Source organism: Streptomyces sp. NPDC052107, from assembly GCF_040680215.1.
In the GTDB taxonomy this organism is placed as follows: Bacteria; Actinomycetota; Actinomycetes; order Streptomycetales; family Streptomycetaceae; genus Streptomyces.
This window is the reverse complement of record NZ_JBFAWG010000001.1, coordinates 158,670-174,516: the sequence shown is the minus strand read 5'-3', so window position 1 is coordinate 174,516 and position 15,847 is coordinate 158,670. Positions and strand designations below refer to the sequence as shown.

The window sequence follows — 15,847 nt, the reverse complement described above, 5'->3', positions numbered from 1 at the left end:
CCGGTGTCAGGATCTTCTGCGTCGGTGCTTCTGGATGTGCGGGAGCCGGTCCCGGCTACTTGATCAGGTAGATCGTGGCGAAAAGGCCGATCCAGACCACATCGACGAAGTGCCAGTAGTAGGACACGACGATGGCGGCGGTCGCCTGCTCGTGGGTGAACCTCTTGGCCATGTAGGTGCGGCCGAGGACCAGCAGGAAGGCGATGAGACCGCCCGTCACGTGCAGGCCGTGGAAGCCGGTGGTCAGGTAGAACACCGAGCCGTACGGGTCGGAGGAGAGCGAGATGCCCTCGTCCCTCACCAGGCTCGTGTACTCGTAGATCTGACCGCCGATGAAGATCGCACCCATGATGAAGGTGACGATGAACCACCCTCTGAGCTTCTTCACGTCACCGCGCTCGGCCGCGAACACGCCGAGCTGGCAGGTGAGCGAGGAGAGCACCAGGATCGTGGTGTTCGTCGCGGAGAAGGGCACATTGAGCGCGTCGGCCATGTGCTTCCAGTGCGCCGGACCCGTCACCGATCGCAGGGTGAAGTACATCGCGAAGAGGGCCGCGAAGAACATCAGCTCGGAACTCAGCCAGATGATGGTTCCGACGCTGGTGAGGTTCGGCCGGTTGACCGACGGGTGCGCGTGCCCGGTTTCTACTGTCGTTGCTGTCGCCACGACCGACATTATGTCGGTCGCTTATCCCGCCCTCACTCCGGGGGGTGCCGTTCGGAGTGTTGCTGCCCGCCGAACCGGTGTTGACGTGGTGTTCATGGGGACTTCCACGGGAGTAAGCTCCGCCCGAACGGCCTTGTCCGTCCCGTCCGTACGACGCTGACGTCCCGGAGGAACAATGCAGCCGACCGCCACGGTGCTGGTCTACAGCGACGACTCCAACACCCGCGAGCAAGTACGGCTGGCCACCGGCCGCAGGCCCGCTCCCGACGCCCCCCTGGTCGAGTTCGTGGAGTGCGCGACGCCCGACGCGGTGCTGCGTGAGCTGGGCCAGGGTGGTATCGACGTGTGCGTGCTGGACGGTGAGGCCGTGCCGATGGGCGGCATGGGGGTGTGCCGGCAGATCAAGGACGAGGTGTTCAACTGCCCGCCGGTGCTGCTGCTCATGGGGCGGCCGCAGGATGCGTGGCTGGCGACGTGGAGCCGGGCGGATGCCGCTGTGACCCTTCCGGTGGATCCTGTGGAGTTCGCCTCGGCCCTTGCTTCTCTGCTCCGTCAGAAGCGGTTGCTGAGCGCCTAGCGGGGAGGGGCGCCTGGGGCGTGCGCGGGTGCGGGACGGTGGGTCCTCGTCGCGCCCACGCGGCGGTAGCCGCACATCAACACAGCCCCGCGCCCCTTCCGGACACGCTCACAGCGCCGCCGGCTGGAGGCGCACCGTGTCCACCTCGGACGGGCCGTCCGACTTGCCGTTGGTCAGCGCGCTGCCCTTGCGCCACTTCGTCCAGTCGACGTTCCAGTCACCGAAGCCGTTGCCGAAGTCCTCCATCTCGCGGCCGTTGGAGTTGACGACCTTGACGATGTCGCCCGTGTGAATGTTGTTGAAGAACCACTCGGCGTTGCCGGTGCTCATGCCCGTGCAGCCGTGGCTGACGTTCGCATAGCCCTGTGAGCCCACGGACCAGGGCGCGGCGTGCACATATTCGCCGGACCAGGTCACCCGGGTGGCGTAGTAGACCGACAGGTCGTAGGAGTCTGAGCTGCCCGCGGCGATGCCGATCGTGGTGCCGCGCATGCGGACGACGTACGCCTTCTCCAGGACGACCTTGACGCCGTTGCGGGTGTCGTAGCCGGGTTTGCCGGTGGTGACGGGGATCCGCTTGACGTCCTGGCCGTTCTTGTAGAACGTCAGCTGGTGCGCCGCGGCGTCGGTGACGGCCTCGATCCGGTCACCGATGGTGAGCTTCAGCGGCTTGGACGGGCCGCCCCACAGCCGGTCGCTGATCTTGATGCCGTCCAGGTTGCTGTGCACCGTGATGGTGGCGTGGGTGGGCCAGTACTCCTGGGGCCGGTAGTGGAGTTCCTTGTCGCTCACCCAGTACCAGGCTCCCTGCACGGCCGGCGTGGAGTCCACGCGGAGGGCGCGCTCCACGATGGCGCGCTGCGCCTTGTCCTTGACCTCCTGGTCGAGTTGGGCGGTGATGGGCTGGCCGACGCCGTACTGGCCCGCCTTCGGCCCGAAGGTGACGGTCAGGCGCTTCCTGCTGCTGGGCCGGCTGGTGTCGAACGCGAAGACCTTGCGGCCGGGCGCGCCGTCGTCGTCCTCGGTGCTCACCGCGACCGTGTAGTGGGTGTTGGCGGCCAGCGGGGCGGTGCTGTGCCATCTGCTGCCGTCGGCGGCGAGTTCGCCCGCCACATAGCGCCCTGCGGAGTCCTGGACGGTGACGTCGGTGATGCGGTCGTCACCCTCGGCGGTGATCTCCAGGGGCTTGTCCGGATCGGCCCGCTTCCCCGCTTCGGTGGGGCCGTTGAAGGAGACTATGTCCGCCGCGTCGTACGGCTTGGCCGACAGTGGGTTGCTGTCGTCCGAACCGCAGGCGGTGACGCACGCGCCGAGCGCGGTCACCAGCAGGGCGCAGCTGACGACGGTGCGGGTCCGCGGAGTGTGGTTCATACCATCACGCTATGAGGCGCTGACCCTATTGGCGCGGTGAGTAACCCGTCCGGGCGACCAATACTGTGGCAAACGCACGAAAGCGCCCGTACGACCTGCGGAAAAGCCGGAAGCCCGGACCCTCCTGAGAGAGGGTCCGGGCTTCCGGTGCGTGCACGCGAGTGCTACTGGGTGCGGTTCTCACCGTGGTAGTACTCGAACACCCAGCCGAACAGACCGACCACGATGAACGGGGCGGAGAAGTAGATCAGCCACCAGCCGACCGCGATGCTGAGGAAGGCGATCGCACCGCCGAAGCCCAGCATGAGCGGCTGCCAGCTGTGCGGGCTGTAGAAACCCAGCTCGCCCGCGTCGTCCGCGACGTCGGCCTCCTTGTCGTCCTGGGCGCCCGCGTCGACCCGCCGGGCGGTGAAGCCCAGGTAGAAGCCGATCATGACGCTCAGGCCGAAGGCCAGGAACAGTGCGGTGGTACCGGCCGGCTCCTTCGACCACACGCCATACACGATGGCCATGATCAGGAGGAAGAAGCTCAGCCAGATGAACATCCGGCCCTGGATCTTCACTTGCCGGCCTCCTTGCTGCCCGCGATGGCGGTGCCGTGACCGCTGTGCGCGAGCTGCTCGAGCGCGGCGATCTCAGGGTGGTGCAGGTCGAACGCCGGGGATTCGCTGCGGATCCGCGGCAGGGTGAGGAAGTTGTGCCGCGGCGGCGGGCAGGACGTGGCCCACTCCAGCGAACGGCCGTAGCCCCACGGGTCGTCCACGCCGACCGGCTTGCCGTACTTGGCCGTCTTCCAGACGTTGTAGAGGAACGGCAGGATCGACAGGCCGAGCAGGAAGGAGCAGATGGTGGAGACCGTGTTCAGGGCGGTGAAGCCGTCGGCCGCCAGGTAGTCGGCGTAACGACGCGGCATGCCCTCGGCACCCAGCCAGTGCTGGACCAGGAAGGTGCCGTGGAAGCCGACGAACAGCGTCCAGAACGTGATCTTGCCGAGGCGCTCGTCCAGCATCTTGCCGGTGAACTTCGGCCACCAGAAGTGGAAGCCGGAGAACATCGCGAAGACGACCGTACCGAAGACCACGTAGTGGAAGTGGGCCACCACGAAGTACGAGTCCGAGACGTGGAAGTCCATCGGCGGCGAGGCCAGGATGACACCGGTCAGACCACCGAACGTGAAGGTGATCAGGAAGCCGGTCGCCCAGAGCATCGGCGTCTCGAAGGACAGCGAGCCCTTCCACATCGTGCCGATCCAGTTGAAGAACTTCACACCGGTCGGCACGGCGATCAGGAACGTCATGAAGGAGAAGAACGGCAGCAGCACACCACCGGTGACGTACATGTGGTGGGCCCACACGGTCACGGACAGACCGGCGATCGCGATGGTCGCGGCGATCAGGCCCATGTAGCCGAACATCGGCTTACGGGAGAACACCGGGATGACTTCGCTGATGATGCCGAAGAACGGCAGGGCGATGATGTACACCTCGGGGTGTCCGAAGAACCAGAAGAGGTGTTGCCACAGCAGGGCTCCGCCGTTGGTGGCGTCGAAGACGTGGGCGCCGAACTTGCGGTCCGCCTCCAGGGCGAACAGCGCGGCCGCGAGGACCGGGAAGGCCAGCAGGACCAGGACGGCGGTCAGCAGCACGTTCCACACGAAGATCGGCATGCGGAACATGGTCATGCCCGGGGCGCGCATGCAGATGATCGTGGTGATGAAGTTGACCGCGCCGAGGATGGTGCCGAATCCGGAGAAGGCCAGACCCATGATCCACATGTCGGCGCCGATGCCCGGCGAGCGGACCGCGTCCGACAGCGGGGAGTAGGCGAACCAGCCGAAGTCGGCGGCGCCGTCCGGGGTGAGGAAGCCGCCGACCGCGATCGTCGAGCCGAACAGGTACAGCCAGTAGGCGAACATGTTCAGGCGGGGGAAGGCGACGTCCGGGGCACCGATCTGGAGCGGCATGATCCAGTTGGTGAAGCCGGCGAACAGCGGCGTCGCGAACATCAGCAGCATGATCGTGCCGTGCATCGTGAACGCCTGGTTGAACTGCTCGTTCGACATGATCTGCAGGCCCGGCCGGGCCAGCTCGGCGCGCATGAGCAGCGCCATCACGCCACCGATCAGGAAGAACGCGAACGACGTCGCAAGGTACATCGTCCCGATCGTCTTGTGGTCGGTGGTCGTCAGCCACTTCACCACGACATTGCCGGGCTGCTTGCGCCTGACCGGCAGCTCGTCCGCGAACGCGCCTTCAGCTGCCGCGGCACCCTGGGGTTCGTTGAGGATGCTCACAGGTTGTTCGTCTCCCGGTTCTTCTCGTGGCTCGTCTGCGCGATGCCGGCGGGAACGTAACCGGTCTGCCCCTTCTTGGCGAGGTCCTGGAGGTGCTTCTGGTACGCCGCCGGGGAGACGACCTTCACGTTGAACAGCATCCGGGAGTGGTCGACGCCGCAGAGCTCGGCGCACTTGCCGAGGAAGGTGCCCTCATGGTTCGGGGTCACCTGGAAGGCGTTGGTGTGGCCCGGGATGACGTCCTGCTTCATCAGGAACGGCACCACCCAGAAGGAGTGGATGACGTCACGCGAGGTGAGGATGAAGCGGACGGTCTGGCCCTTGGGCAGCCAGAGCGTCGGACCGGGGTTGCCGGTCTGCGGGTTCCGCGTGGCCGGCGTACCGACGTCGTAGACACCACCGGCGTTCGCCGGGAACTGGTTCTTGAACCGGTCCGGAATGGCGTCCAGGTTCTTGTCGGTCTTGGCGTCGCCGGAGACACCGGGGACGTTCGCGACGTAGTTGAAGCCCCAGCTCCACTGGAAGCCGACCACGTTGACCGTGACGTCGGGCTTCTTGTCGAGGCTGAGGAGCTTCGTCTCGTCCCGGGCCGTGAAGTAGAAGAGCACCGAGATGATGATGATCGGGACCACCGTGTACAGGGCCTCGATCGGCATGTTGTACCGGGTCTGCGGAGGTACCTCGACCTTGGTGCGGCTGCGCCGGTGGAACATGGCGCTCCACAGGATCAGGCCCCACACCAGCACGCCGACGGCGAGCGCGGCAGCCCAGGAGCCCTGCCACAGGGAGAGGATCCGCGGAGCCTCTTCCGTGGTGGGGGTGGGCATGCCAAGGCGGGGGAAGTCCTTGTATGTGCAACCGGTTGCGGTCGCCAGGACCAGGCCCGCGGTCATTGCCTGCAGCAGCTTCCGCCGCATCGGGCGCCGCGGCGAGCGGTCGGAGCCGTTGGGACTCACGTAGCGCCTTCCCGAGAGTCTCGCCCGCGCGGTCGGCTGCGGCCTTCTTCTCGCTGGTCGGTCGCCGCCCTGCGTCGGGCAGGGGTTTGGATGTTTATGCGGACCAAACCCTAGCCCACCCTCTCCGAGGGTTCGCGGGGAGGGGTGCCTACTGGAGTGGGTGGTTCGCTGAATTGGCGGCCGCGGGCCCGTCGCGGCTGGTCGCGCCCCAAGGCGGAGCCGTAATTGACACAGCCCCGCGCCCCTGGGCCGGCTCCCTCCGCGGGGGTCTTAACGTTGCCGTATGGCCTACTTTGACGCTGCCTCCGCCGTTCCTCTCCATCCCGTTGCCCGTCAGGCGCTGTTGGCCTCTCTGGATGAGGGATGGGCGGATCCCGCGCGGCTGTATCGGGAGGGCCGTAAGGCTCGCATGCTGCTGGACGCTGCCCGCGAGGCGACCGCCGAGGCGCTCGGGTGCCGGGCGGACGAGGTGGTGTTCACATCGTCCGGTACGCGGGCCGTACACACGGGTGTCACGGGGGCGTTGGCCGGTCGGCGCCGGATCGGATCCCACCTGATCGTGTCAGCCGTCGAACACTCCTCCGTCCTCCATGCGGCGGAGGTGTTCGAGTCGGACGGTGGGACGGTCACCCAAGTGGCGGTCAACCGGGCCGGAACCGTCGAACCCACCGCCTACGCGGCCGCGCTCCGCCCGGACACGGCGCTGGCGGTGCTCCAGTCGGCCAACCACGAGGTGGGGACCGTGCAGCCGGTCGCCGAGGTGGCCGAGGTGTGCCGGGCCGCCGGGGTGCCGCTGCTGGTGGACGCGGCGCAGTCGCTGGGGTGGGGGCCGGTCGAGGGTGCCTGGTCGCTGCTCGCGGCCAGCGCGCACAAGTGGGGCGGGCCCTCGGGGGTCGGGCTGCTCGTCGTACGCAAGGGGGTGCGGTTCGCCGCCCAAGGGCCCGTCGACGAACGGGAGTCGGGGCGGGCGCCCGGGTTCGAGAACCTCCCGGCGATCGTGGCGGCCGTGGCCTCCCTGCGGGCGGTGCGGGCCGAGGCGGCCCAGGAGGCGGTACGGCTGCGGGCGCTGACGGAGCGGATCCGGACGCGGGTGCCGCAGCTGGTGCCGGACGTGGAGGTCGTCGGCGACCCCGAGCGCCGGCTGCCCGGGATCGTCACCTTCTCCTGCCTCTACGTCGACGGCGAGGCGCTGCTGCACGAGCTGGACCGGGAGGGCTTCTCCGTCTCCTCCGGTTCCTCCTGCACGAGCAGCACGCTGACGCCGAGCCATGTCCTGAAGGCGATGGGCGTGCTGACCGAGGGCAACGTACGGGTGTCCCTGCCGACGGGGACGGCCGAGGAGGACGTGGAGCGGTTCCTGGCGGTGCTGCCGGGGGCGGTGGCGGGGGTCCGGGAGAAGCTGGGCGCACCGGCGGCACCGGCCGCCCGGCAGGGTCCCGGGGAAGTGCTCGTCGACTCCCTGGGCAAGCGGTGCCCGATCCCGGTCATCGAGCTGGCGAAGGTGTTCGGTGACGTGCCGGTGGGTGGGACGGTGCGGGTGCTGTCCGACGACGAGGCCGCCCGCCTGGACATCCCGGCGTGGTGCGAGATGCGGGGGCAGGAGTACGTCGGGGAGGAGCCGGCGGAGAGGGGTACGGCGTATCTGGTACGCCGGGTCAGCTGAGCGCCCGAAGGGGCGGGGGGCTGTGTCGACATGCGGCTACCGCCGCGTGTGCGCGACCAGCCCCCACGCACCCGCACCCGACATCGGCGCGGCCTGGGCCGACGCGTGGTCGGACGCCGGCCTCACCGGAGGTGAGCCCGCACTTCCTCCCCGGCCTCGTCCCCGTACGCCTTCACGAACCGCTCCATGAAGTGGCCCCGCTGCAGCCGGTACTCCTGCGTGCCCACCGTCTCGATGACGAGCGTCGCCAGCATGCAGCCCACCTGAGCGGCGCGCTCCAGCGGGACACCCCAGGCCAGTCCCGACAGGAACCCGGCACGGAAGGCGTCGCCGACACCCGTGGGGTCGGCCTTGCGCTCCTCCTCGGGGCAGCCGACCTCGATGGGGTCCTCACCGACCCGCTCGATGCGCACGCCGCGCGAGCCGAGCGTGGTGACGCGGTGGCCGACCTTGGCCAGGATCTCGGCGTCGCTCCAGCCGGTCTTGGACTCGATGAGGCCCTTCTCGTACTCGTTGGAGAACAGGTACGTCGCCCCGTCCAGCAGCACCCGGATCTCGTCGCCGTCCATCCGGGCGATCTGCTGGGAGAAGTCGGCGGCGAAGGGGATCGCGCGGGAGCGGCACTCCTCCGTGTGGCGGAGCATCCCCTCCGGGTCGTCGGCGCCGATGAGGACCAGGTCCAGGCCGCCCACGCGGTCGGCGACGGTCTTCAGCTCGATGAGGCGGGCCTCGCTCATCGCGCCGGTGTAGAACGAGCCGATCTGGTTGTGGTCGGCGTCGGTGGTGCACACGAAGCGCGCGGTGTGCAGGGTCTCGGAGATCCGGACCGAGTCGGTGTCCACGCCGTGGCGGTCGAGCCAGGCCCGGTATTCGTCGAAGTCGAAGCCGGCGGCACCGACCAGGATCGGCTTGGTGCCGAGCTGGCCCATGCCGAAGGCGATGTTCGCGCCGACGCCGCCCCGGCGCACGTCCAGGTTGTCGACGAGGAAGGAGAGCGAAACCGTGTGCAGTTGGTCCGCGACGAACTGGTCGGCGAAACGACCGGGGAAGGTCATGAGGTGGTCAGTGGCGATGGAGCCGGTGACTGCGATGCGCACGACGGGGAATCTCCTGCGGGAGGCTGGGTTGACAGTTCACGCTACCGGGTCGGCCGCTCACTCTGCAGCTGTCGAAACTACCCGATAGTAGATCTTTCTTCACGACCAGGAGCAGGCCTACGGTGCGGTCATGACGAACCTCAAGTTCCGCCACACCGCCCCCGCCGGCCTCGGGAGCGACCCGGAGGGCGACCTCGCGTCACTGCGCGGCGACTGCGCCCGGATGGCTCCGCACTGGGCGGTCCCCGAGCACGCCGAGCCCCGGCCGGTGCCGCCGTCCCTGATCCACGGCGTGACCGTGCCGGCGCGGTCCGCGCGGCTGCTGGACGCGATGTCCGACTACGGCGACTGACACGCGGGGCGCATTCCGCAGGGAACCGCACGCTCCCCTTGCGCGTCCCATCGCCGTCCCCCAGGCGGGGGAGGCGGGATACGACCAGCGAGGAGCGATGCGGTGAACACCGAGCGACCCGAGAACCGCGAGCACCCCGAGGGCTCCGAGCACACCGAGAACGCGGAGAGCGCCGGGAGCGCGGGGAGCCCGGAGGGCGTCGAGGGCTCCGGGAAGCCCGAGCCTGGGGCCGCTACGGCGGACGGCGCCGGCGCACCCGAGGGCCATGAGGGCGGGCAGGCCGGCCGGCGGCGGTCGCGGCTCGTCGTCGTCTCCGTCGCCGCCGCCGTACTGCTGGTCGGCGGCGGCGGCGCATACCTCGCGGCGAGCGGCGACTCCGGCGGCCGTACGGGCGGTCCGGGCGCGGCCGGCCCCGGCGCCACTCCCCCGCCGCTCGCGCTGGACGGTTGGACCGGCACGGAAGGCATCGCCCCGGGCGAGCCGAACCCGTACGGCGCCACGTACGTCGCCCACGGCGAGCTGCCGGCCGGCCCCGGCTCCGCGGCGGTGTACGTGCCGAAGGGCGAGGTCGGCGAGGACGCGGTGGCCCGGCTGGCCGAGGCGCTGGGCGTCGACGGCACACCGGTGGCCGAGGGCCGGATCTGGCGGGTCGGCGGCAAGGACGGCTCCGGGCCGAGCCTGACGGTGAACCGGGACGCGCCGGGCAGCTGGACGTTCAGCCGGTACGCGCCGGGCACCGACGACTGCGCGAAGGGTGTCCTTTGCACGCACGACCCGATGGGCCCGACCGGCGCCCCGGTCAGCGTGCGGAAGGCGACCGAGGCGGCCGCGCCGGTGCTGAAGGCGGCGGGGCTGGACGACGCGAAGATCGACGCGAGCCAGGCCATGGGGAGCCGGCGGGTCGTGAACGCCGACCCGGTGGTCGGCGGGCTGCCGACGTACGGCTGGACGACCGGCCTGACCGTGGACCAGCAGGGCGAGCTGGTCGGCGGGCACGGGCTGCTCGGGGCACCGGTGAAGGGCGACACGTATCCCGTGCTGAGCGCCGCGAGGACGCTGAAGCTGATGAACGCGGCGCCGAGGAGCGACCACCGCATGGGGATCGGCGGCTGTGCCAGTCCGGTGCCGCTGAAGAACCGGCTGGAGCAGCCCTGCGGCGGGTCCACGGGGGTGCCGAAGCAGGGGGCGGACCCGGGACGGGACGCGATCACCCTGGAGAAGGCGGTGTTCGGGCTGGCCGCGCACTCCGTCGCCGGGCGGCAGACGCTGGTGCCGTCCTGGCTGTTCGAGGTGCGGGAGCCTGCCGGCCAGGGCGCGTCGACGGTTGCGTACCCGGCGGTCGATCCCCGGTATGTGGCGTCGCCGGCCACTCCCTCGGCTCCGCCGGCTTCCGGGACGCCCACGACCCGGACGGTGAAGGTCACCGGCTACACGGCCGAGGACCGGGACCTGACCGTGAGCTTCTACGGCGGGGTGTGTGCCGACTACACGGTGGCGGCGAAGGAGAGCGGCGAGCGGGTGACCGTGAGCGTCGCCGAGCACCGCTGGCCGGACAAGGTGTGCGTGCTGATCGCCAAGGAGTACGTGAAGACCGTGCGGTTGGCTGCGCCGCTGGACGGGCGGGCGGTGGTCGGTGACGACGGCAGCCGCATTCCGCAGGGCAAGCCGGGCGCGTTGCGGGGAGGGCGCTGACGGTTCGCGCCGCGCGGAGGGCGGTGGCGGTCGTCGGGCGTCTGCGGGTTCGTTGTGGCTGGTCGCACAGTTCCCCGCGTCCCTTCGGGGCGCGCTGCGGCTCAGCCCGCTGACATACGCCGACGGCGGCACCCCGGGCAGGGAGCGCCGCCGTCGGCAAACCGTCAGACCTGGGTCCTTCGGCTCAGCTGAAGGAGTCGCCGCAGGCGCAGGAGCCGGTCGCGTTCGGGTTGTCGATCGTGAACCCCTGCTTCTCGATCGTGTCCACGAAGTCGACGGTCGCGCCGCCCAGGTACGGAGCGCTCATGCGGTCCGTGACGACCTTGACCCCGCCGAAGTCCTTCTCCACGTCACCGTCGAGCGAGCGCTCGTCGAAGAAGAGCTGGTAGCGCAGGCCGGAGCAGCCGCCGGGCTGGACGGCGACACGCAGCGCGAGGTCGTCGCGGCCTTCCTGGTCGAGCAGGGCCTTGACCTTGGCCGCGGCGGCGTCGGTCAGGATGATGCCGTCGGTGACGGTGGTGGTCTCGTCCGATACGGACATCTACATCTCTCCCGGGTTGTACGGAGACTGCTTGCCGACGTGTGCAACCGGCGCTTCCGCGGATTCATTCCGGGCCGGGCAGTCACGTTGTCGCGTTTTTACTTCCGTCTTCATGCTCGCATACGGGCGGGAAGGCAGACAGCGGCCCGAAGAGGGAGTTGGCGGGATTCACGTCACATCGACGCTATGACCATCGTCAAACTGACGTGAACCGGTTATGATAGATAGCGTCAGTTAGACGAAAAGTAGAAAGGGTGCGTGTCGTGACCACCGCCCAGACCCCGGAACTCGACGTGCAGCCGACTCCGCTCGCCCTGCTGCTGCTCGGCCGTGAGGCCGACCCGAAGAGCGAGCGGGGCGTCGAGTGCCCCGGTGACCTGCCCTCGCCGTCCGACCCGGACCTGGTCGCGCGCGCCCGCGCGGCCAAGGAGAAACTCGGCGACAAGGTCTTCGTGCTCGGCCACCACTACCAGCGCGACGAGGTCATCCAGTTCGCCGACGTCACGGGCGACTCCTTCAAGCTGGCCCGGGACGCGGCCGCGCGCCCGGAGGCCGAGTACATCGTCTTCTGCGGTGTGCACTTCATGGCCGAGTCGGCGGACATCCTCACCTCCGACGACCAGAAGGTCGTCCTGCCCGACCTCGCCGCCGGCTGCTCGATGGCCGACATGGCGACGGCCGAGCAGGTCGCCGAGTGCTGGGACGTGCTGACCGAGGCGGGCATCGCCGAGCAGGTCGTGCCGGTCTCGTACATGAACTCCTCCGCCGACATCAAGGCCTTCACCGGCAAGCACGGCGGCACGATCTGCACGTCCTCCAACGCCAAGCGGGCGCTGGAGTGGGCCTTCCAGCATGGCGAGAAGGTGCTCTTCCTGCCCGACCAGCACCTCGGCCGCAACACCGCCGTCCGGGACATGGGCATGTCCCTGGACGACTGCGTGGTCTACAACCCGCACAAGCCGAACGGCGGGCTGACGGCGGAGGAGCTGCGAGCAGCGAAGATGATCCTGTGGCGGGGCCACTGCTCCGTCCACGGCCGCTTCAGCCTCGACTCCGTCAACGACGTGCGCGAGCGCATCCCGGGTGTGAACGTCCTCGTCCACCCCGAGTGCAAGCACGAGGTCGTGTCCGCGGCGGACCACGTCGGCTCCACCGAGTACATCATCAAGGCCCTGGAGGCGGCCCCGGCCGGTTCCAAGTGGGCCATCGGCACCGAGCTGAACCTGGTCCGCCGCCTGGCGAACCGTTTCGCGCCCGAGGGCAAGGAGATCGTCTTCCTCGACAAGACGGTCTGCTTCTGCTCGACCATGAACCGCATCGACCTGCCCCACCTGGTCTGGGCCCTGGAGTCCCTGGCCGAGGGCAACCTGGTGAACCGGATCGAGGTCGACAAGGAGACCGAGGCGTTCGCCAAGCTGGCGCTGGAGCGGATGCTGGCGCTCCCCTAGCGCGCACGAAAGGGCCGGGTCTTCGCGAGACCCGGCCCTTTGCCATGCCGTCAGACTCCGGCCGGCTCCAGAACCTTCTCCGCCTTCGCCTCTCGCTTGGCCGCGCGCTTCCTCGCCCGCCGCTCCTTGCGCAGCTCCAGCATCGCGTAGAGGGTCGGGACCAGGAGCAGGGTCAGCAGGGTCGACGTGATCAGGCCGCCGATGACCACGACCGCGAGGGGCTGGGCGATGAAGCCGCCCTCGCCGGTGACTCCCAGGGCCATGGGAAGCAGCGCGAAGATCGTCGCCAGGGCCGTCATCAGGATCGGGCGGAGACGGTGGCGGCCGCCCTCGACGACGGCTTCCACGACGCCGTAGCCCTGCCTGCGGTACTGGTTGATCAGGTCGATCAGCACGATCGCGTTGGTCACCACGATGCCGATCAGCATCAGCATGCCGATCATCGCCGGGACGCCCATCGGGGTGCCGGTGGCGACCAGCAGGCCGATCGCACCCGTCGCCGCGAAGGGGATCGACACCAGCAGGATCAGCGGCTGGGCCAGCGAGCGGAAGGTCGCCACCAGCAGCATGAAGACGATCGCGATCGCCGCCAGCATGGCCAGACCCAGGTTCTTGAACGCGTCGTTCTGGTCCGAGGTCACGCCGCCGATCTCGGCCTTCGCGCCCGCCGGCAGCTTCAGGGCCTCGATCTTCGACTGGAGCTTGGTGCTGATCGCACCCGTGTTGTCACCGGTCGGCTTGGCCGTGATGGTCGCGGCGCGCCGGCCGTCGATCCGGGTCAGCGACACCGGGCCGTCCACCAGCTTCACCGTGGCGATGTCGCCGAGCTTCACCGGGCCGAGGCGCAGCGCCTTCAGCTGGGCCAGCGTGGTCGCCGGCTTCGCCGACCTCACGACGACATCGCGCTCGGTGTCGTCGAGGACCGCCTTCGCCGCCGTCGTACCGCGCACGGCCTGGGCGACCGCCGCGCCGAGCTTCTGGTCGTCGAAACCGGCCGCCGCCGCCTCGGCGCCCGCCTTGACCGAGATCCGGGGCACGCTGGTGGAGAGGTCGCTGGTGACGTCGGTGACGTCGTCGAGGCCGGCGACCGTGGAGCGGACCTGCTCGGCCGCCGTGCGCAGCGCCTCGGGGTCGGAGGCCTTGACCACCACGCTCAGGTTCTGGTTGCCGAAGCCGTCACCGGCCGACACGGTCGTCGTACCGATGCCCTTGAGCCGCTTGAGGCCGTCCTCGATGTGCTTCTGCACCTTGTCGTACGACTTCGAGTCCTTCAGCATCACCTGGTACGACGCCTGGTTGGAGTCCGTGCCGCCGCCGAAGGCCGCCATGAAGCCGGAGGAGCCGACGGTGACCTGGTAGTCCTTGACGCCGTCGGTGGAGGCGAGCAGCTTCTCGACCCGCCTTGCCTGCGCGTCGGTGGCGGCCAGGCTCGTGCCGGGCTTCAGCTCCTGTTTGACCGTGATGACCTCCTGCTCGCCCTGGTCGAAGAAGTTCGTCTTCAGCAGGCCGCCCATGCCGAACGTGACGGCCAGGACCACGACCGCGATCAGCACGCTGGTGAGGCGGCGGCGCGTGGCGAAACGCAGAACGGGGACGTAGGCGCGCTGGAGGCGGCTGTTCGCCTCCTTCTCCTCGGCCCGGCGGCGGGCCTCCGCGGCGTCCTCGGGGGTGCCCTTCGGGGCGCGCAGGAACCAGTACGACAGGACGGGGACGACCGTCAGCGACACCAGCAGGGAGGCCAGCAGCGCCGCCGTCACCGTGATGCTGAACGAACCGAACAGGGCGCCCACCATGCCGCCGACCAGGCCGATCGGCAGGAACACGGCCACTGTGGTGAGGGTGGAGGAGGTGACCGCGCCGGCCACCTCGCGGACGGCGTTGAGGATGGCTTCCTTACGCTCCTCGCCGTAGCCGAGGTGCCGCTTGATGTTCTCCAGGACCACGATCGAGTCGTCCACGACCCGGCCGATGGCGATGGTGAGCGCGCCGAGCGTGAGCATGTTCAGCGACAGGCCGCGCGTCCACAGCACGATCAGGGCCAGCACCACCGACAGCGGGATGGAGACCGCCGTCACCAGCGTCGAGCGGATCGACGCGAGGAAGACCAGGATGACCAGGACCGCGAAGAGCAGACCGAGCGCGCCCTCCGTGGTCAGGCCCTTGATGGACTTCGACACCGCCGGGCCCTGGTCGCTGACGACCGTGAGCTTCGCGCCGGAGCCGAGCTGCTCGCGCAGGTCGGGCAGCTTGTCCTTGACCGCGTCGGAGATGGTGACCGCGCTACCGTCGTGGTCCATCGTCACGTTGACGGCCAGGCTGGGCCGCCCGTCGGTGCGGATGATGGAGTCGGCCGGGGCCGGCTGCTCCTTGACGGCGGCCACGTCACCGAGGCGCACGGGCTTCCCGCCGCCCTCGCCGGTCACCATGAGGTCCTGGATCTGCCGCAGCGAGGTGAAGCCGCCGCCGACCTGGACGGTGCGGCTCACGCCGTCCTCGTCGAAGGAGCCGGCAGGGACGGTCGCGCCGCCCGCCTGGAGGGCCTGGCCGAGCGCGGCGGAGGTGAGGCCGGCCCGCGCGAGCCCGGCGTCGTCCGGGGTGACGCTGACCTGCAGGTCGCGGACGCCGGTGACCTGGACGCGGCCGACGCCGTCGATGTCCTTCAGCGTCGGTACGACGGTCTTGTCCAGCTGGTCCGCGAGCGCCTGCTGGTCCTTGTCGGAGGTGACGGCGAGGACCACGGTCGGCATGTCGTCGGTGGACCCGGAGACGACCTGCGGGTCGACGTCGTCCGGGAGCTGGTTGCGGGCCCGGTTCACGGCCTGCTGGACGTCGGAGACGATCTGCTTGGTGTCGTTGTCGTAGTCGAAGGACGCCATGATCACGGCGTTGCCCTCACTGGCGGTGGAGGTGACTCCGGTGACACCGTCGACGCCCTGGAGGTTGTTCTCGATCGGCTCGACGACCTGCTTCTCGACGACGTCGGGCGAGGCGCCCTGGTACGGCGCGATCACCGACACCATGGGCAGGTTGATGGTAGGCAGCAACTGCTGCTTGATCTGGGGGATCGCGATCAGCCCGAAGACGAGCGCGACGAGCGACATCAGGGCGATCAGGGCCCGTTGCCGGAGGCTGAATCTCGACAGCCAGGACATGGATCAGGGTCTCTCTTCTGTGAGCGGCAGAAGTGCTT

At 69.3% G+C, this 15,847-nt stretch carries 13 protein-coding genes; 5 read left to right on the top strand and 8 right to left on the bottom strand.

What is annotated here, in order from left to right:
• Positions 1-55 precede the first annotated feature (55 nt).
• The gene (locus tag AB0M27_RS00805; protein ID WP_153534828.1) at positions 56-676 is read right to left on the bottom strand and encodes a heme-copper oxidase subunit III; all 621 of its coding nucleotides are present in this window, start codon (positions 674-676) and stop codon (positions 56-58) included.
• Positions 677-842: 166 nt separating this feature from the next.
• Here AB0M27_RS00805 and AB0M27_RS00800 point away from each other — a divergent pair, with 166 nt between their 5' ends.
• A complete protein-coding gene (locus AB0M27_RS00800) occupies positions 843-1,244 on the top strand; it encodes a hypothetical protein (RefSeq protein ID WP_365716462.1) in 402 nt (133 codons plus the stop codon).
• A 108-nt stretch (positions 1,245-1,352) separates the two neighbouring features.
• Here the strand turns inward: AB0M27_RS00800 and AB0M27_RS00795 are convergent, their stop codons facing one another.
• From AB0M27_RS00795 to coxB, 4 genes are all read right to left on the bottom strand, one after another.
• The gene (locus tag AB0M27_RS00795) at positions 1,353-2,615 is read right to left on the bottom strand and encodes an Ig-like domain-containing protein (protein ID WP_365716460.1); all 1,263 of its coding nucleotides are present in this window, start codon (positions 2,613-2,615) and stop codon (positions 1,353-1,355) included.
• 164 nt (positions 2,616-2,779) lie between these two features.
• Complete coding sequence (locus tag AB0M27_RS00790) at positions 2,780-3,178, bottom strand: cytochrome c oxidase subunit 4 (RefSeq protein WP_365716458.1); 399 nt, start codon at positions 3,176-3,178, stop codon at positions 2,780-2,782.
• The gene (gene ctaD, locus AB0M27_RS00785; RefSeq protein WP_365716456.1) at positions 3,175-4,908 is read right to left on the bottom strand and encodes a cytochrome c oxidase subunit I; all 1,734 of its coding nucleotides are present in this window, start codon (positions 4,906-4,908) and stop codon (positions 3,175-3,177) included. Before ctaD ends, AB0M27_RS00790 begins: the two co-directional genes overlap by 4 nt.
• On the bottom strand, positions 4,905-5,864 hold the full coding sequence (gene coxB, locus AB0M27_RS00780) for a cytochrome c oxidase subunit II (protein WP_365716454.1): 960 nt from the start codon (positions 5,862-5,864) through the stop codon (positions 4,905-4,907). Before coxB ends, ctaD begins: the two co-directional genes overlap by 4 nt.
• A 283-nt stretch (positions 5,865-6,147) precedes the next feature.
• On the opposite strand from coxB, the gene AB0M27_RS00775 reads away from it, so the two are divergent.
• A complete protein-coding gene (locus AB0M27_RS00775; RefSeq protein WP_365716452.1) occupies positions 6,148-7,527 on the top strand; it encodes an aminotransferase class V-fold PLP-dependent enzyme in 1,380 nt (459 codons plus the stop codon).
• 122 nt (positions 7,528-7,649) lie between these two features.
• Here the strand turns inward: AB0M27_RS00775 and AB0M27_RS00770 are convergent, their stop codons facing one another.
• The gene (locus tag AB0M27_RS00770) at positions 7,650-8,624 is read right to left on the bottom strand and encodes a carbohydrate kinase family protein (RefSeq protein WP_365716450.1); all 975 of its coding nucleotides are present in this window, start codon (positions 8,622-8,624) and stop codon (positions 7,650-7,652) included.
• Positions 8,625-8,754: 130 nt separating this feature from the next.
• Between AB0M27_RS00770 and AB0M27_RS00765 the strand changes: the two genes are divergently transcribed.
• Positions 8,755-8,976: a hypothetical protein gene (locus tag AB0M27_RS00765; RefSeq protein ID WP_365716448.1), complete on the top strand. Its 222-nt coding sequence runs from the start codon at positions 8,755-8,757 to the stop codon at positions 8,974-8,976.
• 102 nt (positions 8,977-9,078) lie between these two features.
• Positions 9,079-10,668: a hypothetical protein gene (locus AB0M27_RS00760; RefSeq protein ID WP_365716446.1), complete on the top strand. Its 1,590-nt coding sequence runs from the start codon at positions 9,079-9,081 to the stop codon at positions 10,666-10,668.
• 184 nt (positions 10,669-10,852) lie between these two features.
• On the opposite strand, the gene AB0M27_RS00755 is transcribed toward AB0M27_RS00760, so the two are convergent.
• Positions 10,853-11,209, bottom strand: coding sequence for an iron-sulfur cluster assembly accessory protein (locus AB0M27_RS00755; RefSeq protein ID WP_023551351.1), 357 nt, complete (start codon positions 11,207-11,209; stop codon positions 10,853-10,855).
• Positions 11,210-11,472: 263 nt separating this feature from the next.
• Between AB0M27_RS00755 and nadA the strand changes: the two genes are divergently transcribed.
• Entirely contained in the window at positions 11,473-12,657 is a 1,185-nt protein-coding gene (gene nadA / locus AB0M27_RS00750; protein WP_365716444.1) for a quinolinate synthase NadA, read from the top strand.
• Positions 12,658-12,707: 50 nt separating this feature from the next.
• Here the strand turns inward: nadA and AB0M27_RS00745 are convergent, their stop codons facing one another.
• Positions 12,708-15,809, bottom strand: coding sequence for an efflux RND transporter permease subunit (locus tag AB0M27_RS00745; protein WP_365716442.1), 3,102 nt, complete (start codon positions 15,807-15,809; stop codon positions 12,708-12,710).
• Positions 15,810-15,847 lie beyond the last annotated feature (38 nt).

Excerpts from the sequence above, each read along its gene's own strand:
- AB0M27_RS00805 (WP_153534828.1), bottom strand. The coding sequence starts at position 676 with ATGTCGGTCGTGGCGACAGCAACGACAGTAGAAACCGGGCACGCGCAC.
- AB0M27_RS00800 (WP_365716462.1), top strand. The coding sequence starts at position 843 with ATGCAGCCGACCGCCACGGTGCTGGTCTACAGCGACGACTCCAACACC.
- AB0M27_RS00795 (WP_365716460.1), bottom strand. The coding sequence starts at position 2,615 with ATGAACCACACTCCGCGGACCCGCACCGTCGTCAGCTGCGCCCTGCTG.
- AB0M27_RS00775 (WP_365716452.1), top strand. The coding sequence starts at position 6,148 with ATGGCCTACTTTGACGCTGCCTCCGCCGTTCCTCTCCATCCCGTTGCC.
- AB0M27_RS00765 (WP_365716448.1), top strand. The coding sequence starts at position 8,755 with ATGACGAACCTCAAGTTCCGCCACACCGCCCCCGCCGGCCTCGGGAGC.
- AB0M27_RS00755 (WP_023551351.1), bottom strand. The coding sequence starts at position 11,209 with ATGTCCGTATCGGACGAGACCACCACCGTCACCGACGGCATCATCCTG.
- AB0M27_RS00745 (WP_365716442.1), bottom strand. The coding sequence starts at position 15,809 with ATGTCCTGGCTGTCGAGATTCAGCCTCCGGCAACGGGCCCTGATCGCC.